At 70.2% G+C, this 20,202-nt stretch carries 21 protein-coding genes and 1 riboswitch; of the genes, 20 read left to right on the forward strand and 1 reads right to left on the reverse strand.

Annotation, left to right across the window (positions count from 1 at the left end; all coding sequences use genetic code 11):
- The first annotated feature begins 41 nt into the window (after positions 1-41).
- The 11 genes from lepB (PV396_RS29465) to PV396_RS29515 all read left to right on the forward strand — a co-directional run bounded on the left by lepB (PV396_RS29465) (position 42) and on the right by PV396_RS29515 (position 9,536).
- Positions 42-758, forward strand: a complete 717-nt coding sequence (gene lepB, locus PV396_RS29465) for a signal peptidase I (protein ID WP_319209793.1) — start codon at positions 42-44, stop codon at positions 756-758.
- Positions 751-1,833: a signal peptidase I gene (gene lepB / locus PV396_RS29470; RefSeq protein ID WP_319209795.1), complete on the forward strand. Its 1,083-nt coding sequence runs from the start codon at positions 751-753 to the stop codon at positions 1,831-1,833. Before lepB (PV396_RS29465) ends, lepB (PV396_RS29470) begins: the two co-directional genes overlap by 8 nt.
- A complete protein-coding gene (lepB, locus tag PV396_RS29475) occupies positions 1,724-2,743 on the forward strand; it encodes a signal peptidase I (protein WP_319209797.1) in 1,020 nt (339 codons plus the stop codon). The genes lepB (PV396_RS29470) and lepB (PV396_RS29475) overlap by 110 nt, the downstream gene beginning before the upstream one ends.
- Before the next feature lie 37 nt (positions 2,744-2,780).
- Positions 2,781-3,533: a signal peptidase I gene (gene lepB, locus PV396_RS29480; protein ID WP_319209800.1), complete on the forward strand. Its 753-nt coding sequence runs from the start codon at positions 2,781-2,783 to the stop codon at positions 3,531-3,533.
- The gene (locus tag PV396_RS29485) at positions 3,523-4,047 is read left to right on the forward strand and encodes an NUDIX hydrolase (RefSeq protein WP_319209803.1); all 525 of its coding nucleotides are present in this window, start codon (positions 3,523-3,525) and stop codon (positions 4,045-4,047) included. Before lepB (PV396_RS29480) ends, PV396_RS29485 begins: the two co-directional genes overlap by 11 nt.
- Before the next feature lie 55 nt (positions 4,048-4,102).
- The gene (locus tag PV396_RS29490; protein WP_003965949.1) at positions 4,103-4,411 is read left to right on the forward strand and encodes a DUF2469 domain-containing protein; all 309 of its coding nucleotides are present in this window, start codon (positions 4,103-4,105) and stop codon (positions 4,409-4,411) included.
- A 107-nt stretch (positions 4,412-4,518) separates the two neighbouring features.
- Positions 4,519-4,905, forward strand: a complete 387-nt coding sequence (locus PV396_RS29495; protein WP_319209805.1) for a YraN family protein — start codon at positions 4,519-4,521, stop codon at positions 4,903-4,905.
- A complete protein-coding gene (locus PV396_RS29500; RefSeq protein ID WP_319209807.1) occupies positions 4,905-6,530 on the forward strand; it encodes a YifB family Mg chelatase-like AAA ATPase in 1,626 nt (541 codons plus the stop codon). Before PV396_RS29495 ends, PV396_RS29500 begins: the two co-directional genes overlap by 1 nt.
- Positions 6,527-7,732 carry a DNA-processing protein DprA gene (gene dprA / locus PV396_RS29505; protein WP_319209810.1) on the forward strand — a complete coding sequence of 402 codons (1,206 nt, stop codon included), beginning with the start codon at positions 6,527-6,529 and terminating at the stop codon, positions 7,730-7,732. Before PV396_RS29500 ends, dprA begins: the two co-directional genes overlap by 4 nt.
- A gap of 322 nt (positions 7,733-8,054) precedes the next feature.
- Complete coding sequence (whiG, locus tag PV396_RS29510) at positions 8,055-8,897, forward strand: RNA polymerase sigma factor WhiG (protein WP_319209813.1); 843 nt, start codon at positions 8,055-8,057, stop codon at positions 8,895-8,897.
- A gap of 81 nt (positions 8,898-8,978) precedes the next feature.
- Positions 8,979-9,536 carry a helix-turn-helix domain-containing protein gene (locus tag PV396_RS29515; protein ID WP_319209943.1) on the forward strand — a complete coding sequence of 186 codons (558 nt, stop codon included), beginning with the start codon at positions 8,979-8,981 and terminating at the stop codon, positions 9,534-9,536.
- A gap of 200 nt (positions 9,537-9,736) precedes the next feature.
- Here PV396_RS29515 and PV396_RS29520 read toward each other — a convergent pair whose 3' ends face one another.
- Positions 9,737-10,342 carry a M23 family metallopeptidase gene (locus PV396_RS29520; RefSeq protein ID WP_319209816.1) on the reverse strand — a complete coding sequence of 202 codons (606 nt, stop codon included), beginning with the start codon at positions 10,340-10,342 and terminating at the stop codon, positions 9,737-9,739.
- 271 nt (positions 10,343-10,613) lie between these two features.
- Here PV396_RS29520 and rpsB point away from each other — a divergent pair, with 271 nt between their 5' ends.
- The 9 genes from rpsB to PV396_RS29565 all read left to right on the forward strand — a co-directional run bounded on the left by rpsB (position 10,614) and on the right by PV396_RS29565 (position 20,201).
- On the forward strand, positions 10,614-11,513 hold the full coding sequence (gene rpsB, locus PV396_RS29525; protein ID WP_319209818.1) for a 30S ribosomal protein S2: 900 nt from the start codon (positions 10,614-10,616) through the stop codon (positions 11,511-11,513).
- Positions 11,514-11,612: 99 nt separating this feature from the next.
- The gene (tsf, locus tag PV396_RS29530; RefSeq protein WP_319209820.1) at positions 11,613-12,449 is read left to right on the forward strand and encodes a translation elongation factor Ts; all 837 of its coding nucleotides are present in this window, start codon (positions 11,613-11,615) and stop codon (positions 12,447-12,449) included.
- 203 nt (positions 12,450-12,652) lie between these two features.
- Positions 12,653-13,411: a UMP kinase gene (pyrH, locus tag PV396_RS29535; RefSeq protein WP_319209822.1), complete on the forward strand. Its 759-nt coding sequence runs from the start codon at positions 12,653-12,655 to the stop codon at positions 13,409-13,411.
- Between the two features lie 149 nt (positions 13,412-13,560).
- The gene (frr, locus tag PV396_RS29540) at positions 13,561-14,118 is read left to right on the forward strand and encodes a ribosome recycling factor (protein WP_055532806.1); all 558 of its coding nucleotides are present in this window, start codon (positions 13,561-13,563) and stop codon (positions 14,116-14,118) included.
- Positions 14,118-15,245, forward strand: coding sequence for a phosphatidate cytidylyltransferase (locus tag PV396_RS29545; RefSeq protein ID WP_319209825.1), 1,128 nt, complete (start codon positions 14,118-14,120; stop codon positions 15,243-15,245). Before frr ends, PV396_RS29545 begins: the two co-directional genes overlap by 1 nt.
- Positions 15,246-15,370: 125 nt before the next feature.
- A complete protein-coding gene (locus tag PV396_RS29550; protein WP_319209827.1) occupies positions 15,371-16,042 on the forward strand; it encodes a hypothetical protein in 672 nt (223 codons plus the stop codon).
- Between the two features lie 99 nt (positions 16,043-16,141).
- Positions 16,142-17,248: a 23S rRNA (adenine(2503)-C(2))-methyltransferase RlmN gene (rlmN, locus tag PV396_RS29555; RefSeq protein WP_319209829.1), complete on the forward strand. Its 1,107-nt coding sequence runs from the start codon at positions 16,142-16,144 to the stop codon at positions 17,246-17,248.
- A gap of 25 nt (positions 17,249-17,273) precedes the next feature.
- Positions 17,274-17,379, forward strand: a riboswitch (TPP riboswitch).
- A gap of 81 nt (positions 17,380-17,460) precedes the next feature.
- On the forward strand, positions 17,461-18,543 hold the full coding sequence (locus PV396_RS29560; RefSeq protein WP_319209831.1) for a thiamine ABC transporter substrate-binding protein: 1,083 nt from the start codon (positions 17,461-17,463) through the stop codon (positions 18,541-18,543).
- Positions 18,519-20,201, forward strand: a complete 1,683-nt coding sequence (locus tag PV396_RS29565; RefSeq protein ID WP_319209833.1) for an iron ABC transporter permease — start codon at positions 18,519-18,521, stop codon at positions 20,199-20,201. Before PV396_RS29560 ends, PV396_RS29565 begins: the two co-directional genes overlap by 25 nt.
- The last annotated feature ends 1 nt before the right edge of the window (position 20,202 follow it).

Genomic DNA, 20,202 nt, shown 5'->3' on the forward strand with positions numbered 1-20,202 from the left:
TAAAGAGGGCTCACATCGAGGCCGGATAACATCCTGCCCCGATGGACACCGAAGCACAGCCGACGGAGCGCGACCGCTCCTCCCGCCCTGTTCGATCCGAGGCAGACTCGGACACCGAGGGGCCGGAGGGCCGGTCGCGTTTCGCGTTGTGGTCCCGGGCGGCCGAGTGGCTCCCGGGTGGACGGATCACCCTGACCATGCTGGTCTGCCTGCTCTTTCTGCTCCTCTTCAGCAGGTTCGTCCTCCAGCCGTTCGAAATTCCCAGCCGCTCGATGGAGGGCGGATTGAGGATCGGGGACCGCGTTCTCGTAAATAGGTTGGCGTACCGTTTCGGTGCCGAGCCGCAGCGCGGTGACGTCATCGTGTTCGACGGCACCGGCTATTTCGGGCACGCCGACTACATCAAGCGCGTTGTGGGTGTGGGGAGAGACCACGTGGTCTGCTGCGACAAGGAGGGGAGAGTCGAGGTGAACGGCCGGTCGGTCGACGAGTCGACGTTCATTTACCCCGGTGACAGCCCGTCCACGGTGTCCTTCGACGTGATGGTGCCCGAGGGCAGACTCTTCCTGCTGGGGGACCACCGCAGCGACTCCAGCGACTCGCGGGACCATCTGGGTTCGCCGGGCGGCGGAATGGTCCCCGTCGGCAGGGTGATCGGCCGGGCGGAATGGATCGCCTGGCCGCGCGAGCACTGGACCCGGCTGGACCGCCCCGGCGCGTACGCGCGTGTGCCCGCCGCGGACGGTGTCCATGGGTAACCGGGGCAAACCGCGCGGTGTGCCCACCACCGTCGCCGACCAGCTGCTGCCCACCGGCTCCCGCCGGGCATCCGGCGCCGCCGCCAGGCCGGGCCGGGCCGAGCGGCGCAAGCTGCAGCGCAAGGTCAAGGCGCGCAGGCGGCGCTCCGCCGTCAAGGAGATACCGCTCCTGGTGGGCGTCGCCGTCCTCATAGCCCTGGTCCTGAAGACGTTCCTCGTGCAGGCGTTCGTGATCCCGTCGGGCTCGATGGAGAACACGATCCAGATCGGCGACCGTGTTCTCGTGGACAAGTTCACCCCCTGGTTCGGCTCGGAGCCCCAGCGTGGTGACGTCGTCGTCTTCAAGGACCCCGGCGGCTGGCTCGACGACGAACCGGCGGCCACCAAGAGCGCGGACCCGGTCGTCGTCAAGCAGGTCAAACAGGCCCTTACCTTCATCGGGCTGCTGCCCTCGGACAACGAGAAGGACCTCATCAAACGGGTCGTCGCGGTCGGCGGCGACACCGTCAAGTGCTGCGACGACCAGGGCCGGGTGACCGTCAACGGCATGCCGCTCAACGAGACGAACTACATCCACCCCGGCAACAAGCCCTCCTCCTTCGCCTTCGAGGTGAAGGTCCCCGCGGGGCGCCTGTTCATGATGGGCGACCATCGGGCGAACTCCGCCGACTCCCGCTACCACCGCACCGAGGGGTTCGGCGGCACCGTCTCCCTGGACTCCGTCGTGGGCCGGGCCATGGTCATCGCCTGGCCGGTCGGCCACATGACCCGCCTGGAGGAGCCGGACACGTTCTCCACGGTGCCGGGCGGGTCGGCCAACGCCCTCGGCGCGTCGCATAGGGTGGCTTCCGCGGATCGGTATGGATCGATCCCGCTCCCGACCCCTGCGGAACTCCCGCTCGTTATGGGAGTGGTGGGCCTGCGTCGCATCCGGCGCAGGCGGCGGTTCGGAGTGAGGAGTGGATGTGGGGGATTTGGCGGTCGGCGCACGGTCCGGACAGGACGGTCCCGAGGAACAGCGCCCCGTGGACCCGGTTCGGCCGGCCCCGGAGGACGCCGTCCCCGCCGAGAGTGACTCCGGGGCCCCGGGGCCCCTGGAAGGTGGCTCAGGGTCTTCCGGGACGGGCAGTGGGGACTCCGGGGAGGATCCGGGGCAGGACGTCGACGAACCCGGCCACAGGCCCAGGAAGCAGCGCTCCTTCTGGAAGGAGCTGCCGCTGCTCATCGGTATCGCGCTGGTCCTCGCGCTGCTGATCAAGACGTTCCTGGTGCAGGCGTTCTCCATCCCCTCGGACTCCATGCAGCACACGCTGGAGCAGGGCGACCGGGTCCTGGTCGACAAGCTGACCCCGTGGTTCGGCTCGGAGCCCGAGCGCGGTGAGGTCGTCGTCTTCCACGACCCCGCCGACTGGCTGGCGGGCGAGCCGACCGTCGAACCGAACCCCGTGCAGCGGGTCCTCGGCTGGATCGGCCTGATGCCGTCCGCCAACGAGAAGGACCTCATCAAGCGGGTCATCGGCGTCGGCGGCGACACCGTCGAATGCAACGGCACGGGCCCGCTGAAGGTCAACGGCAAGGCACTCGACGAGCCGTACGTGTACGCGGGGAACACCCCGTGCAGCGTCGACGACCAGGGTGGCCAGTTCAAGGTCACGGTACCCACGGGCAAAATCTGGGTCATGGGTGACCACCGCCAGAACTCGCTGGACTCCCGGTACCACCAGGAGGACAAGAACAACGGCTTCGTCCCCGTGGGCAACGTCGTCGGCCGCGCCATCGTGGTCGCCTGGCCGCCCACTCGCTGGGACACGCTGCCGATTCCCGACACGTTCGACCAGAACCTGAGCGCCGCCGCCCCGGGCGCGTTGGGCCTGGCGGGCGCGGTCCCGCTGGTGCTGTGGCGCAGGCGCCGCGCGGCCGGTCGTACGACTGCTCCCGTTACCGTCGGAAACTCCGGTGTTCCCGGGTCGGGTACCGCCGGGTAGGGTGCCGTCCCAGGCAGCGATCTGGGAGACCACTGGGATGAGCAGTACGACGACACGTACGCGTACGGACGAGGGCCGCGGCGGGCTCGGCAGCAAGCTGTCGGGACTGGCCGTGGCCCTCGGCTGTGTGCTCTTCCTCGGCGGTTTCGTCTGGGGCGCGATCCTCTACCAGCCCTACACGGTGCCGACCGACTCCATGTCGCCCACCATCGTGGCCGGTGACCGGGTCCTCGGCCAGCGCATCGACGGCAGCGAGATCAAGCGCGGTGACGTCGTGGTCTTCCGGCAGGCGAGCTGGGGCGACATGGCCCTGGTCAAGCGGGTCGTGGCCGTGGGCGGGGACACGATCGCCTGCTGTACGAACGGCAAGCTGACCGTCAACGGCAAGCAGATCCAGGAGTCCTACCTGCGCAAGGGGCAGGCCGCCGAGCTGGTCGGCATTCCGTCGATCAAGGTTCCCGAGGGGCGCCTGTTCCTGCTCGGCGACGAGCGCACCGGCTCCCTGGACTCCACGGCGCACCTCACCGAGGCCTTCAACGGCACGGTGTCGCGCAGTGGGGTGGAGGCCCGCGTCGACGCCGTGGTGTGGCCCATGAAGGGCATGCTGCCCCGTCCCACGGGCTTCGAGCCCCTGGGGGCGCTGTCCACGCCGGGTCCGCTGCGGCTGCTCACCGTCGCGGTCGTGGTGGGTGGCGTGCTCGTCCTGGGCGGCGGCGCCTACGGGCCCATCGCCGGGCGGCTGGCGAAACGGCGCGCTGTCGCAGTGGCGGAGCCCGCCGGTGCCCGCTGAGGCGGACGGCGCTGCGGACGATTCGTCCACCGGCGGCGTGCGCAAGGTGGCCCGGGTGGTGCTTCTCGATCCGCGGGACCGGATTCTGCTGCTGCACGGGCACGAGCCGGACGATCCGGCCGACGACTGGTGGTTCACACCCGGCGGAGGTCTGGAGGGCGACGAGACGCGCGAGGAGGCCGCATTGCGGGAACTCGCGGAGGAGACCGGCATCACCGAGGTCGAACTCGGCCCGGTGCTGTGGCGGCGCAGATGCTCCTTCCCGTTCGCGGGGCGCCGCTGGGACCAGGACGAGTGGTACTTCCTGGCCCGTACGGACACGACGAGCACCCGGGCCACGGGTCTCACGGAGCTGGAGCGGCGCAGTGTCGCCGGAGCGCGTTGGTGGACGTGCCAGGAACTGACCCGGGCACATGAGACGGTGTATCCGACCAGACTCGCCGAGCTCCTGCGCAAGGTGCTCGACGAAGGTCCCCCGGCCACGCCCGAGGTCCTCGACACGGAAATCGTCTAGGGGCTCGCGGTACTGGCGCACAATGGGGGGACGCACGGCTGAAGGGGAACATGCCATGAGCGCCGAGGACCTCGAGAAGTACGAGACCGAGATGGAGCTGAAGCTCTACCGGGAGTACCGCGATGTCGTCGGTCTGTTCAAATACGTGATCGAGACCGAACGGCGCTTCTACCTCACCAACGACTACGAGATGCAGGTGCACTCGGTCCAGGGCGAGGTGTTCTTCGAGGTGTCCATGGCGGACGCCTGGGTGTGGGACATGTACCGGCCGGCCCGGTTCGTGAAACAGGTGAGGGTGCTCACGTTCAAGGACGTGAACATCGAGGAGCTGAACAAGAGCGATCTGGAGCTCCCGGGCGGCTGACCGTCACTCGTGCGGGTGGCGAGGTTATCCACAATGCCGAGGTTGTCCACCAAGATCCAATAGCTCGTTGAAGTGCCCGCATTGTTGGCGCCGGAGGTGGTGCCGACATGAACACACGCAACGCACAACGCGGCGCACTGGGCAGGTACGGCGAGGAACTGGCCGCGCGGCGGCTGACCGAGTCCGGGATGACGGTCCTTGACCGCAACTGGCGCGCCGGCCGGACCGGCGAGATCGACATCGTGGCCCGGGACGGCGACGCCCTCGTCGTCTGCGAGGTCAAGACCCGCCGGGCGGCCGGACCGGCGGGCGCCTTCCAGCACCCGATGGCGGCCGTCACACCGGCCAAGGCGGAGCGGCTGCGGGGCCTCGCCGAGCGCTGGGTCCAGGAACACGGGGGAGCGCCACCGGGCGGCGTCCGTATCGACCTGGTCGGCGTTCTGCTGCCCGAGCGCGGCGCGCCCGTGGTGGAACACGCGCGGGGGGTGGCGTGATGGGATTCGCCCGTACGTGTTCGGTGGCGCTGGTGGGCGTCGAGGGTGTGGTCGTCGAGGTCCAGGCAGATCTAGAACCCGGCGTCGCCGCGTTCACCCTGGTGGGACTGCCCGACAAGAGCCTGACGGAGAGCAAGGACCGGGTCCGGGCGGCGGTCGTCAACTCCGGGGCCGCCTGGCCGCAGAAGAAGCTCACCGTGGGACTCAGCCCGGCGTCCGTGCCCAAGAGCGGCAGCGGGTTCGACCTCGCCATCGCCGCGGCCGTCCTCGGGGCCGCCGAGCGGATCGACCCCAGGGTCCTCGCCGACATCGTGATGATCGGCGAACTGGGCCTCGACGGCCGGGTACGGCCCGTCCGGGGCATCCTGCCGGCGGTGCTGGCGGCGGCCGACTCGGGTTACGAACAGGTGGTCGTGCCGGAGTGCGCCGCCGCCGAGGCCGCACTCGTCCCCGGGGTGTCGGTGCTCGGTGTACGCAGTCTGCGGCAGCTGATCGCCGTCCTCGCGGACGAGCCGGTGCCGGAGGAGGAACCGGACGAGCACGGCCGCCCGGACCCCCTGATGGCGGGCCTGCGGATGCCGGGCACCGGCGCGGCCACGGGCATGCACAGCGTGGGCGCCGCCGCGTACGACAACGGTCACGACCTGGCCGACGTCGTGGGCCAGCACTCGGCGCGCACGGCGATGGAAGTGGCCGCGGCCGGCGGTCACCACGTCTTCCTGGAGGGCCCGCCCGGAGCCGGCAAGACGATGCTCGCCGAGCGGCTGCCCGCGGTTCTGCCCCGGCTCACCCGGCAGGAGTCGCTGGAGGTCACCGCCGTGCACTCGGTCGCCGGTCTGCTGCCACCGGGCAAACCCCTGATCGACACGGCGCCCTACTGCGCACCCCACCACTCGGCCACCATGCAGGCTCTCGTGGGCGGCGGACAGGGTGTCGCACGACCCGGTGCCGTCTCGCTGGCCCACCGCGGAATCCTCTTTCTGGACGAGACTCCGGAGTTCGGCAGCCAGGTGCTGGACGCCCTGCGTCAGCCCCTCGAGTCAGGGCACGTGGTGATCGCGCGGAGCGCGGGGGTCGTGCGGTTCCCGGCGAGGTTCCTGATGGTTCTGGCGGCCAATCCCTGCCCCTGCGGACGCTTCTCCCAGCGGGACACCCTCTGCGAGTGCCCACCCTCCGTCATCCGGCGCTATCAGGCCCGGCTCTCCGGTCCGCTGCTCGACCGGGTCGATCTGAGGGTCGAGGTGGACCGGGTCACGCGCTCGCAACTCGTCGAGTGCGGAGCTCGGGGCGAGTCCACGGCGACGGTCGCCGAGCGGGTGCGGGCGGCCCGGGAACGGGCGACGGCGCGGTTCGTGGGGACGCCGTGGCGGACCAACAGCGAGGTGCCGGGGCGGGAGCTGCGCAGCCGCTGGCACGCGGTGCCCGGCGCGATGGAGGAGGCCGAGCGGAACCTGGAGCGCGGGGTGCTCACCGCGCGCGGGATCGACCGGGTCCTGCGGGTCGCGTGGACCGTCGCGGACCTCGTCGGCCACGACCGGCCCGACGCGACGGACGTCGCCCTGGCGCTGCAACTGCGCACGGGGGTGCCGCGCGGGGTGCCGATGGCCATCGGGGCGCTGACATGACGGGGGACGCGGCCGGAACCGAGGCGAGTGAAGCCGCGTCCGGGGAGGCGGGTGGCGGGCCGGGTGCGGAAGGGCTCGCCCGGGTCTTTCTCACCCGGGTCGTGGAACCGGGGGACGAGGTCGCCGGGCGCTGGGTCCGGGAGAGCGGGGCCGTCGAGGTGGTACGGCGGCTGCGGGACGGCGGGCCGATGCTGACCGGCGTCACCGCGACCCGGTGGGCGGGGCTGTGCGCGCGGGCCGCGCAGGCCGAGCCCGAGCGGGATCTCGCCGTCGCCCGGGCGGCGGGGGTGCGGTTCGTGTGGCCCGGCGCGCCGGAGTGGCCGGCCCAGCTCGACGACCTCGGGGACGCGCGGCCCACGGGACTGTGGGTGCGCGGGCGGCCCAGCCTGCGGATGTGGGCGCTGCGGTCCGTCGCCGTGGTGGGAGCCCGTGCCTGCACCGAGTACGGAGCCCACATGGCGGCCACGCTCGGCGCCGGGCTCGCGGAGCACGGGTGGGTGGTGGTGTCGGGCGGCGCGTACGGGGTCGACGGGGCCGCGCACCGGGGCGCGCTCGGGGCGGGCGGGGCCACCGTGGCCGTACTCGCCTGCGGGGTCGACCGGCCCTACCCCCGCGGGCACACCCAGTTGATCACCAGGATCGCCGAGCAGGGTCTTGTGGTGGGCGAGTTGCCGCCCGGTGACCATCCGACGCAGAGCCGCTTCGTGATGCGCAACCGGGTGATCGCGGCCCTCACCCGGGGGACCGTGGTCGTCGAGGCCGCGTACCGCAGCGGCTCGCTCGTCACCGCGCGGGCGGCGCAGCGGCTGGGGCGGTTCACGATAGGGGTCCCCGGCCCCGCCACCAGCGGGCTCTCCGCAGGTGTGCACGAACTCCTGCGCGGCGACGCGATGCTGGTCACGGACGCGGCGGAAGTCGCCGAACTGGTCGGTGACATGGGCGACCTGGCGCCCGAGCGACGCGGACCGGTTCTCCCGCGTGACCTGCTGGAACCGGCGGCGGAACGCGTCCTGGCCGCGCTGCCCGCGCGCGGGACGGCGACGGTGGGCGACATCGCGCTGGGCGCCTCGACGGCGAAGGACGACGCGGTCGCCAGGCTGTACGAGCTCCGATCACTTGGTTACGTCGAACGACACGACGACGGCTGGAAGTTGACACGCCAAGCGATGATCTCCGTCCGGTCCGGGCGGGACCGATGCTGACCGAGCGTGTTCGGCCGTCCGGGGGATGCCCGATGCCCTTGGTATTTCCCGCAGTTGGTCCGCTCCGATGGTCACACAGGGCGATGGTCGTGACCCCGAGGGGCGTCCAGCGGAACGTATCTGCGTACACCCCGTCCCCCGGTCCTCGCACACTGCGACACCTCAGTCACGCTACGCTCACGTGGATTCCGGTGCAGACCGGGAGTCGGAAAGGCAATTCGACCAGACGGGTAATTCGACATCAGACCGCAACAGACCGACGGCCCACCCGGGCACCCATCCAGACACCACCGGTTCACGGCAGAACGGCACAAGGCGACGTATGCCCCAGCACACCTCCGGGTCCGACCGGGCGGCGGCCCCACCGGTCGCCCGCGACGGCGGTAACGTGCGCCCGCCCGCCCCCTCGACGCTCGACGAACTGTGGCGTTCGTACAAGACGACGGGTGACGAGCGGCTGCGCGAGCAGCTGATCCTGCACTACTCGCCGCTCGTGAAGTACGTCGCCGGCCGGGTGAGCGTCGGGCTGCCGCCCAATGTGGAGCAGGCGGACTTCGTCTCCTCCGGTGTGTTCGGGCTGATCGACGCGATCGAGAAGTTCGACATCGAACGGGAGATCAAGTTCGAGACGTACGCGATCACACGTATCCGGGGCGCGATGATCGACGAACTGCGGGCGCTGGACTGGATCCCGCGGTCGGTGCGGCAGAAGGCGCGGAACGTGGAGCGGGCGTACGCGACGCTGGAGGCGCGGCTGCGGCGGACACCTTCGGAGGGCGAGGTCGCCGCCGAGATGGGCATCGGGGTCGACGACCTCCACGCGGTGTTCAGCCAGTTGTCCCTGGCCAACGTCGTCGCGCTGGAGGAGCTGCTGCACGCGGGCGGCGAGGGCGGGGACCGGCTGAGCCTCATGGACACGCTGGAGGACACCGCCGCCGACAACCCGGTCGAGGTGGCCGAGGGCCGGGAGCTGCGGCGGTTTCTGGCGCGGGCGATCAGCACGCTGCCCGACCGGGAGAAGACCGTGGTGACGCTGTACTACTACGAGGGGCTCACCCTCGCGGAGATCGGCAACGTGCTGGGCGTGACCGAGAGCCGGGTCAGCCAGATCCACACCAAGTCCGTCCTGCAACTGCGCGCGAAGCTGGCGAGCTTCGGTCGCTGAGCGGGCCGGAGTCCGGAGTGTCTCCCTTCCGGTGCGGCACGTCCGTACAGTGTTGACGTGCCAAGGATTCGAGCGGCCTCCGTGGCCGAGCACCGGTCGATGCAGCGAGCCGCCCTGCTGGACGCGGCGAGGTCCCTGTTGTCCGAGGGCGGGACGGAGGCGCTGACCTTCCCGGCCCTGGCCGAACGGACAGGTCTCGCGCGGTCGTCCGTCTACGAGTACTTCAGGTCGCGGGCGTCCGTCGTCGAGGAGCTGTGCGAGGTCGACTTCCCGGTCTGGGCGGCCGAGGTCGAGGCCGCGATGGCCGCGGCGGACGGGCCCGAGGGCAAGGTCGAGGCGTATGTGCGCCGGCAGCTCGCCCTGGTGGGTGACCGGCGGCACCGGGCCGTGGTGGCGATCTCGGCGAGTGAGCTGGACGCGGGGGCCCGGGAGAAGATCCGGGCAGCGCACGGGGCGCTGGTCGCGATGGTGGTCGAGGCGTTGCGGGACGTCGGGCACGCGCAGCCGCGGATGGCGGCGATGTTGTTGCAGGGGATCGTGGACGCGGCCGTGCGGCGGATCGAGTTCGGGGTGGCGGAGGATCCTGCGGTGATCACGGAAGCGGCTGTGGGGATGGCGTTGCGGGGTGTACGGGGCTGAATCGGTCCCCGCAAGTCGGTGCGGGCGCCGAGGGGGACTTCGCTCGCCGCGCTCGCGGGGTGCCGCTGCGCCCACCCGTGCCGCCCCAGCGGCACGACTGCCCGCAGCGGGGTGCGGCACGGCTGTCCGCGGCGGGGTGCGGCACGGGTGGGCGCAGCGGGGTGCGGCGGCGCGGCTGTCCGCGGCGGCGGGTTTGCGGGCTAGGCGGGTGGTGGTGCGGTCAGTACCGGTAGGAGGCGGGACGGGCCGGTGCGGAGGAGCCATGGGGGGAGGAGGGTGAGGGGGTCCAGGTAGGTTTCGCCTCTCAGTAGGCCCCAGTGCACGCATGTCGTCGGGCAGTGACCGTGTCCTGGCTCCAGCGTGCCCACCACCTCGCCCGCCGCCACCTCCGTCCCCTTCTCCACCGCTGCCGTCACCGGTTCGTACGTGGTTCGCAGAGGCGGGGTGCCCGTGCCCGAGAGTTCCACGGAGACGACTCCCCGGCCCGCCACCCGGCCTGCGAAGTGCACCCGGCCCGCGGCCACCGCGCGAACCGGGGCGCCGGACACCGCTGCCAGGTCCACGCCCCGGTGGCCCCCGGCGTAGGGCGTCGGAGGCGGTTCCCAGGCTCGGAGGACCGGGGGGCGGCTCCCCACCGGCCAGGTGCGGGCGAGCGCGGGTGTGGGAGGTGCGTCCGCGACGGGGGGTTCCCTGGGCGGGGGCGCCCCGGCTCCCCTTGCTGTCGACGCCGTCAGGGTCAACAGCAGGGCCAGGACCAGGGGCAGCAGCAGGGACGGGCCTCGACGTGCTTCTCGGTTCGCTCGCATGGGCCGAGACTGGCGTGATCCGTGATGGTCCGGGCGGGCCTGTGGAGTACTGACCGGTTGTGGATATCGGCGTCACCCGGGGCCCCGCCGGTCCCGTACACTTCTTTTGGCGATCCGGGTCACCGGGTCGACTTCGCACGCCCCGACACCAGGCCCCGTACAGGGCGGGTGTCAGCGCCTCTCGGTCCCTCGTGGCAAGGCGCAATCGGGCGTCAGGCGCGGGTGCCGGCCGGTACCCGCGGCACAACCGAGAAACACAAGGAGAACGGCCATGGCCGTCGTCACGATGCGGGAGCTGCTGGAAAGCGGCGTCCACTTCGGTCACCAGACCCGTCGTTGGAACCCGAAGATGAAGCGCTTCATCTTCACGGAGCGCAACGGCATCTACATCATCGACCTGCTCCAGTCGCTGTCGTACATCGACCGCGCCTACGAGTTCGTCAAGGAGACCGTCGCCCACGGCGGCACGGTCATGTTCGTCGGCACGAAGAAGCAGGCGCAGGAGGCGATCGCCGAGCAGGCGACCCGCGTCGGCATGCCCTACGTCAACCAGCGCTGGCTGGGCGGCATGCTCACCAACTTCTCGACCGTCTACAAGCGTCTGCAGCGCCTCAAGGAGCTCGAGCAGATCGACTTCGAGGACGTCGCCGCGTCGGGTCTCACCAAGAAGGAGCTTCTCGTGCTCTCGCGCGAGAAGGCCAAGCTGGAGAAGACCCTCGGTGGTATCCGCGAGATGTCCAAGGTGCCCAGCGCCGTCTGGATCGTGGACACCAAGAAGGAGCACATCGCGGTCGGTGAGGCCCGGAAGCTCAACATCCCGGTCGTCGCCATCCTCGACACCAACTGCGACCCCGACGAGGTCGACTACAAGATCCCGGGCAACGACGACGCGATCCGCTCCGTCACCCTGCTCACCCGTGTGATCGCCGACGCTGTCGCCGAGGGCCTCATGTCCCGTTCCGGCGTCAACACCGGTGACAAGGGCGAGAAGGCCGTCGCCGAGCCGCTCGCCGAGTGGGAGCGCGACCTCCTCGAGGGCGAGAAGAAGGCCGACGACGCCGAGGCGCCCGCCGCCGAGGCCGCTGCCGACGCTGAGGCCCCCGCCGAGGCCGAGGTCGCCGCTGAGGCCCCCGTCGCCGAGGCTCCGGCCGAGGCCGCCGAGCAGGCCTGACCCTCACCCCTTCGGGTTGTCGACGGCGGGGGCACCTCCATCGGGCCCCCGCCGTTCGATCCGCAGATCTTTCAGACTTCGAGAGAGACTCCGAGAATCATGGCGAACTACACCGCCGCCGACGTCAAGAAGCTCCGTGAGCTCACCGGCGCCGGCATGATGGACTGCAAGAAGGCGCTCGACGAGGCCGAGGGCGAGGTCGACAAGGCCGTAGAGGCCCTGCGCATCAAGGGCCAGAAGGGCGTCGCCAAGCGCGAGGGCCGTTCCGCCGAGAACGGCGCGGTCGTCTCGATCATCGCCGACGACAACACCTCCGGTGTGCTCGTCGAGCTGAAGTGCGAGACGGACTTCGTCGCCAAGGGCGAGAAGTTCCAGGCTGCCGCGAACGCGCTCGCCGAGCACGTCGCCAAGACCTCCCCGGCCGACCTGGAGGCGCTGCTCGCCTCCGAGATCGAGCCCGGCAAGACGGTTCAGGCGTACGTCGACGAGGCCAACGCCAACCTGGGCGAGAAGATCGTCCTGGACCGCTTCGCGCAGTACGCGGACGGTTTCGTACTGGCGTACATGCACCGCACGATGCCCGACCTGCCCCCGCAGATCGGTGTCCTCGTCGAGCTGGACAAGCCCAACGCCGAGGTCGCCAAGGGCATCGCCCAGCACATCGCCGCCTTCGCGCCGAAGTACCTCTCCAAGGAGGACGTGCCGGCCGAGGTCGTCGAGTCCGAGCGCCGCGTCGCCGAGGAGACCACCCGCGCCGAGGGCAAGCCCGAGGCCGCCCTGCCGAAGATCGTCGAGGGTCGCCTCAACGGCTTCTTCAAGGACGCCACGCTGCTCGGCCAGCCGTACGCGCTGGACAACAAGAAGTCCGTCCAGAAGGTCCTGGACGAGGCCGGTGTCACCCTGAAGCGCTTCACGCGCATCAAGGTCGGCATCTGAGTCCGTACCGCGATCGACGCGCGGCCCACGTAGGCATACCTATAGGGTCGACGACAGTCGCGCGCGTACGTCGTCACGCACGCGCGCGTGGCGGACGACAGCAGATCTGACGAGGAGGCCATTGCCGAGCATGGGATGCGATCGACACCCCACCGGCAATGGCCTTCTTCGTATGTGTGACACGTGAAGAGGCGAGATTCTCCATGACCACCAAGGCCCAGAAGAGCGACGACGGCAAAGTGCGCGGCCGGTACATGCTGAAGCTGTCCGGAGAGGCCTTCTCCGGCGGTGGGGGCCTGGGCGTGGACCCCGACGTGGTGCACAAGATCGCCCGCGAGATCGCGGCCGTCGTGCGCGACGGCTCCCAGATCGCCGTCGTCCTCGGCGGCGGCAACTTCTTTCGCGGCGCGGAACTCCAGCAGCGGGGCATGGACCGGGCCCGCTCCGACTACATGGGCATGCTCGGCACCGTCATGAACTGCCTCGCGCTCCAGGACTTCCTGGAGAAGGAGGGCATCGACAGCCGGGTCCAGACCGCCATCACCATGGGCCAGGTCGCCGAGCCGTACATCCCGCTGCGTGCCGTACGACACCTGGAGAAGGGCCGTGTGGTCATCTTCGGGGCCGGTATGGGCATGCCGTACTTCTCCACCGACACGACCGCCGCGCAGCGCGCCCTGGAGATTGACGCCGAGGCGCTGCTGATGGGCAAGAACGGCGTGGACGGGGTCTACGACTCCGACCCGAAGACCAACCCCGGAGCCGTCAAGTTCGACTCGCTCGGCTACGGCGAGGTCATCACCCGGGACCTCAAGGTCGCCGACATGACGGCGATCACGCTGTGCCGTGACAACAAGCTCCCGATCCTGGTCTTCGAGCTTCTGACCGAGGGCAATATCGCTCGGGCCGTCAAGGGTGAGAAGATCGGCACTCTCGTCGGTGACCAGAGCGGCCGGGACTGACAAGGGATCAGCCCTGACCGGGGACTGGCCCTGAGCGGGGGATGGACAATGTCCTGGCGGTCGGGAACCGTGCAGGAAGAAGACGCGACGCAGCCGGCCGCGGACCGAGAACAGCAGCCGGGCCTACTCAAGACACGCAGGAGCAAGTGGTGATCGAAGAGACCCTCCTCGAGGCCGAGGAGAAGATGGAGAAGGCCGTCGTGGTCGCCAAGGAGGACTTCGCCGCGATCCGCACCGGTCGTGCGCACCCGGCGATGTTCAACAAGATCGTGGCTGACTACTACGGCGCGCTGACGCCGATCAACCAGCTGGCCTCGTTCTCCGTGCCCGAACCGCGCATGGCCGTGGTGACCCCCTTCGACAAGAGCGCGCTGCGCAACATCGAACAGGCGATCCGCGACTCCGACCTCGGCGTCAACCCGAGCAACGACGGAAACATCATCCGCGTGGTGTTCCCCGAGCTCACCCAGGAGCGCCGCAAGGACTACATCAAGGTGGCCCGGACCAAGGCCGAGGACTCCAAGATCTCGATCCGGTCCATCCGCCGCAAGGCCAAGGACACCATCGACAAGTTCGTCAAGGACGGCGAGGTCGGCGAGGACGAGGGCCGTCGCGCGGAGAAGGAGCTCGACGACACCACCGCGAAGTACGTCGCGCAGGTGGACGAGCTTCTCAAGCACAAGGAAGCGGAGCTTCTCGAAGTCTGATGAACGACTCTTCCTGGGGGGCGCCGCCCCACGCCGGGTACTGGGGGCCGTCCGACGGAGGGCCTGTCCAGGGGGCTGCCCCGGCGGGTCCCGCGTACGATGCGCAGCACGCGCAGCAGACTCGCCCCATGCCCATCGTGCCCGACGTACCCGCACACGGCGGAGACCAGGATGACGAGCGGGGGGCCGCTCGGCCGGGCGGCCCTTTGTTCCGCGACGAGATGCCGCAGGCACAGCCCTATGGGACGGTGCCGCAGAAGCCGGATTCCATGCCCACGCCCGACGACGCCCAGCAGCCCGCCCCCGCCCCGCAGAAGAAGAGCGCGGGCCGGGACCTCGCCGCGGCCATAGGGGTCGGCGTCGGACTCGGCGCGGTGATCATCGCGTCGCTGTTCGTCGTCAAGGCCGCCTTCGTCGGGGTGATCGTGGTCGCCGTCGTGGTGGGCCTGTGGGAACTGACGTCCCGGCTCCAGGAACGCAAGGACATCAGGGCGCCGTTGGTGCCGCTGGCGCTCGGCGGGGCCGCGATGGTCGTCTCCGGATACGTCCGAGGTCCCGGTGGCGCATGGGTCGCCATGGCGCTCACCGCGCTCGCGGTCCTGGTCTGGCGTATGACGGAACCTCCGGAGGGCTACCTCAGGGACGTCACGGCGGGCGTCTTCGCGGCGTTCTACGTCCCGTTCCTGGCCACCTTCGTCGCGATGATGCTCACCGCCGACGACGGTGCGCAGCGCGTCATGACGTACCTCCTCCTGACCGTCGTCAGCGACACGGGCGCGTACGCGATCGGCTGGCGCTTCGGCAAGCACAAGCTCGCCCCGCGCATCAGCCCCGGCAAGACCCGCGAGGGGCTGTTCGGCGCGGTCGCGTTCGCGATGGTGGCGGGCGCGCTGCTGATGGCGTACGTGATCGACGACGGCACCTGGTGGCAGGGACTGCTGCTGGGCCTCGCGGTCGCGGTCAGCGCGACGCTCGGCGACCTCGGCGAGTCCATGATCAAGCGGGACCTGGGCATCAAGGACATGGGCACGCTGCTGCCGGGACACGGCGGCATCATGGACCGGCTGGACTCGCTGCTTCCCACGGCTCCTGTCGTGTGGCTGCTGTTCGTCGCCTTCGTGGGCTGAGGGCGGCCGGAATGTTCCAGTACGGTCCGGGTTTCGTGTGAAAGACCTCCGACGGCCTGAAACCACCCCTTTCGAACCTAAGATCGACTTCAGTGCGGTCGATCCGTCCGGAAGGGGTGGCGTGCATGTGGGGGCGTAGTCGGGCAAGACGCCAGCGGCAGGCCGAGGGGCTGGCGGCTGTCGCCGGCCCGGTCGAGACCGCCGACGCGGCTCATCAGGCGCTGCTGGAGCTGCGCAGGGCGGTGCGGGGCGAGCTGGAGCGGATCGAGGCGCTGCTCGACCGGGGGGACGGACTCCCTTCGGACACCATCCGCGAGCAGACGCTCGGCGCGATGAGTGTCTTCGCCGACCTGGACGGAGTGTCCCAGAACTACCTCGAGGTCCGTACGGCGACCGTCGGGGCGGCCGAGCACGGCGTCGAGGTGGCCCTGCCCTGGCTGGAGGCGCTCGGGGACCAGGTCAGGTCGATGACCGAGCTGCGGGAGACGTTCGCCGGATACGGCGAGTCCCTCGTCTACCTCCGCGAACGCACCGAACGGCTGCGCGCCGACCTGGTCCCGCTGCGCGAGGGGGCCCACGAGGCCCTGCGCGCGGCCCGGGGCGAGCTGGCCGCAGCCCAGGGCGCCGACGGCTGGCACGACTGGCAGACAGGCCTCACCGCCCTGGGCGACCGGCTGACCGAACTGGACGGGGGCCGCGTCACACCGACGGCCCGGCAGAAGGTCAGCGACCACTACCGCGAGCTGGAGCGGGAGGTGGCGGAGCTTCGGGGGGTGATGGCGGCTGCGCCGCGGTGAGCAGGCGGACGGCTGCCGAGCTGGGGTTTTGTCTCCGCGCCTGAGGTTGTCCACAGGGCGGTGAGGGGGTGGCCGGATGTCTGCGACACTGGTACAGCCATGCCTAAGCCAGGAGAACTCACATTCGTCGCCCCGCGCGGAGCTCAGAAGCCGCCGCGGCATCTTGCCGATCTCACGCCCGCCGAGCGTAAAGAGGCCGTTGCCGCGATCGGTGAGAAGCCGTTTCGTGCCAAGCAGCTCTCGCAGCACTACTTCGGGCGGTTCGCGCACGACCCGGCCGAGTGGACGAACATCCCGGCCGCCTCGCGCGGCAAGCTCCAGGAGGCGCTGCTTCCCGAGCTGATGACGGTCGTGCGTCATCTGTCGACCGACCAGGACACCACCCGCAAGACCCTGTGGCGGATGGTCGACGGGACGCTCGTCGAGTCGGTGCTCATGCGCTACCCGGACCGGGTGACCATGTGCATCAGCTCGCAGGCGGGGTGCGGGATGAACTGCCCGTTCTGCGCGACCGGGCAGGCGGGGCTCGACCGGAACCTGTCCACCGCCGAGATCGTGCACCAGATCGTGGCCGGGATGCGTGCGCTTCGGGACGGGGAGATTCCCGGTGGGCCCGCGCGGCTCTCCAACATCGTGTTCATGGGCATGGGCGAGCCCCTGGCCAACTACAAGCGTGTCGTCGGTGCCATCCGTGCGCTGACCGACCCCGAGCCGGACGGTGTCGGGCTGTCGCAGCGGGGGATCACCGTCTCGACCGTCGGGCTGGTGCCGGCCATCCACCGGTTCTCCGACGAGGGCTTCAAGTGCCGGCTCGCGATCTCCCTGCACGCGCCGGACGACGAGCTGCGCGACACCCTCGTACCCGTGAACACACGGTGGAAGGTGCGCGAGGTCCTCGACGCCGGGTGGGAGTACGCGGCGAAGTCGGGGCGTCGGCTGTCCATCGAGTACGCGCTGATCAGGGACATCAACGACCAGGCCTGGCGTGGTGACCGGCTCGGGCGGCTGCTCAGGGGCAAGCCCGTGCACGTCAACCTGATTCCGCTGAACCCCACTCCGGGGTCCAAGTGGACGGCCTCGCGGCCCGAGGACGAGAAGGCGTTCGTCGAGGCCATCGCCGCGCACGGGGTGCCCGTGACCGTTCGGGACACCCGAGGGCAGGAGATCGACGGGGCGTGCGGTCAGCTGGCGGCCACCGAGCGGTAGTCTTACGTCGTACCTACATACCTTCATATTCCGACAGGGGAGCGCCACAGCGCTGAGAGTGCGGGACAGCCCGCAGACCCTCTGAACCTCGCCCAGGTCATTCTGGGTAGGAAGTTCGGTCATCACTCAAGCTGTTGCGCCCTGCCCGGAACCCGTCATGGGGTCCGGGCAGGGCCGCGTCTCTTCCTGGTCATCCCAGGAGGAAGAATCCAGTGAGCATCACCAAGCAGGTCACGGCCCTTGCCGTCGGGCTCGGGCTGGTCGCGCTGTCCGCGTGCGGGTCCGAGGACAGCGGCAGCGGTTCGGCTGCGGAAAGCAAGACCGTCACCCTGGTCAGCCACGACTCGTGGGCCGTTTCGAAGGGCGTCCTCGCCGCCTTCGAGAAGCAGTCCGGGTACAAGGTCAGGGTCCTCAAGGACGGCGACGCCGGGCAGGCCGTCAACAAGGCGATCCTCACCAAGGACAACCCGCAGGGCGACGTCTTCTTCGGCGTCGACAACACCCTGCTCTCCCGCGCGCTCGACAACGGCCTGTTCCAGTCGTACGAGGTGAAGGACGCCGACGCGATCCTGCCCGCGTACCGGACGGACGACGACAAGCACCGGGTCACCCCGATCGACACCGGCGACATCTGCGTCAACTACGACAAGGCCTGGTTCAGCGAGCACAAGCTGACCCCGCCCGAGTCCTTCGACGATCTGGTCAAGCCCGCCTACAAGGACCTCCTCGTCACCGAGAACGCCTCCACCTCCTCGCCCGGACTCGGGTTCCTGCTCGGCAGCGCCGCCAAGTACGGGGATGACGGCTGGAGCGGCTACTGGGCCAAGCTGCAGGCCAACGGTGTGAAGGTGGTCGACGGCTGGGAGCAGGCGTACAACGAGGAGTTCTCCGGGTCGGCCGGCGGCAAGAAGGCCAAGGGCGACCGGCCCCTCGTCGTCTCGTACGCATCCTCGCCGCCCGCCGAGGTGATCTTCGCCGACCCGAAGCCGACCGCCGCTCCGACCGGGGTCGCGATGGGCACCTGCTTCCGGCAGATCGAGTACGCGGGGCTGCTCAGCAACGCGAAGAACAGCGCTGGCGGCAAGGCGCTGCTCGACTTCCTGGTCGGCAAGACCTTCCAGGAGGACATGCCGCTCAACATGTTCGTGTACCCGGTACGCGAGGGCGCCGAGGTGCCCGCCGAGTTCACCGAGTACGGGCCGCAGGCCAAGGACCCCGAGACCATGGACCCCGCGAAGATCGCCGAACACCGTGACCAGTGGGTCAAGTCGTGGACATCGCTCGTACTGAAGTAGCCGGGGCGCTCGCGCGCAGGCGGGGCGCCGCTCTGCGCGGTGCCCTGCTCGCGCTGCCCGTCGTCTTCTTCGCGCTCTTCTTCGCCTATCCCGTCGCCGCGATCGTCGCGCGCGGTCTGCACGTCGACGGGGTCTGGCGGCTGGGACAGCTGGGGGACGTGCTCGGCGACTCCGGCATCCGGCGCGTGCTCTGGTTCACCGTCTGGCAGGCGTTCGCGTCCACCGCGCTCACGCTGCTGATCGCACTCCCCGGCGCGTATGTCTTCGCGCGCTTCGATTTCAGGGGCAAGCAGATTCTGCGGGCCGTGGTGACCGTGCCCTTCGTACTGCCGACCGTCGTGGTCGGTACGGCGTTCCTGGCACTGGTCGGGCGTGGCGGGCTGCTCGACGAGCTGTGGGGCGTACGGCTGGACACGACCGTGTGGGCGATCCTGCTCGCGCATGTCTTCTTCAACTACGCCGTCGTCGTACGGACGGTCGGCGGGCTCTGGGCGCAGCTCGACCCACGGCAGGAGGAGGCCGCGAGGATGCTCGGCGCCTCGCGGTTCACAGCCTGGCGGCAGGTCACGCTGCCCGCCCTCGCACCCGCCGTCGCCGCCGCCGCGCTCATGGTCTTCCTCTTCACCTTCACCTCTTTCGGAGTGGTGCAGATCCTCGGCGGGCCCACCTTCGCCACCCTCGAGGTGGAGATCTACCGGCAGACCTCGGAGATCTTCGACCTCGGTACGGCCGCCGTGCTGACGATCGTGCAGTTCGTGGCGGTGGGCGCGATCCTCGCCGTGCACGCCGGGACGGTACGGCGGCGGGAGAGCGCGCTGCGGCTCGTGGCACCGGAGACGACCGCCCGCAGGCCCCGCGGCCGGGGTCAGTGGGCGCTGCTCGGCGGGGTGCTGGCCAGCATCGCCCTCCTGCTGGTGCTGCCGCTCGCCGTGCTCGTGCAGCGGTCGTTCGCCACGCCGGGCGGCGCGGGCCTCGGCTACTACCGGGCGCTCACCCACGACGACTCGGGCATCTTCCTGGTGGCGCCGATCGCCGCCATCGGGAACTCACTCCAGTACGCCGTCGCCGCCACAGCCATCGCCGTCGTCGTCGGGTCGCTGGCCGCCGTGGCGCTCACCCGGCGCGATGCCGGGCGGCTCGTACGGGGGTTCGACGCACTGTTGATGCTGCCGCTCGGGGTGTCGGCGGTGACCGTCGGGTTCGGGTTCCTGATCGCGCTCGACGAGCCGCCGCTCGATCTGCGCAGCAGCTGGATCCTGGTACCGCTGGCGCAGGCACTGGTCGGGGTGCCGTTCGTGGTGCGGACCATGCTGCCGGTGCTGCGGGCCGTGGACGGGCGGCTGAGGGAGGCGGCGGCCGTGCTCGGGGCGTCGCCGTGGCGGGTCTGGCGGGAGGTCGATCTGCCGATCGTGCGGCGGGCGCTGCTGGTCGCCGCCGGGTTCGCGTTCGCCGTGTCGCTGGGCGAGTTCGGGGCGACCGTGTTCATCGCCCGGCCCGACAACCCGACCCTGCCGGTCGCCGTGGCCCGTCTGCTGGGCCGCCCCGGCGACCTCAACTACGGCCAGGCGATGGCCCTTTCGACGATCTTGATGCTGGTGTGCGCGGTGGCCCTGCTCGTGCTGGAGCGGCTGCGGACCGACCGGACGGGGGAGTTCTGAC

The sequence above is a fragment of the Streptomyces sp. ME02-8801-2C genome (assembly GCF_033793965.1).
In the GTDB taxonomy this organism is placed as follows: Bacteria; Actinomycetota; Actinomycetes; order Streptomycetales; family Streptomycetaceae; genus Streptomyces.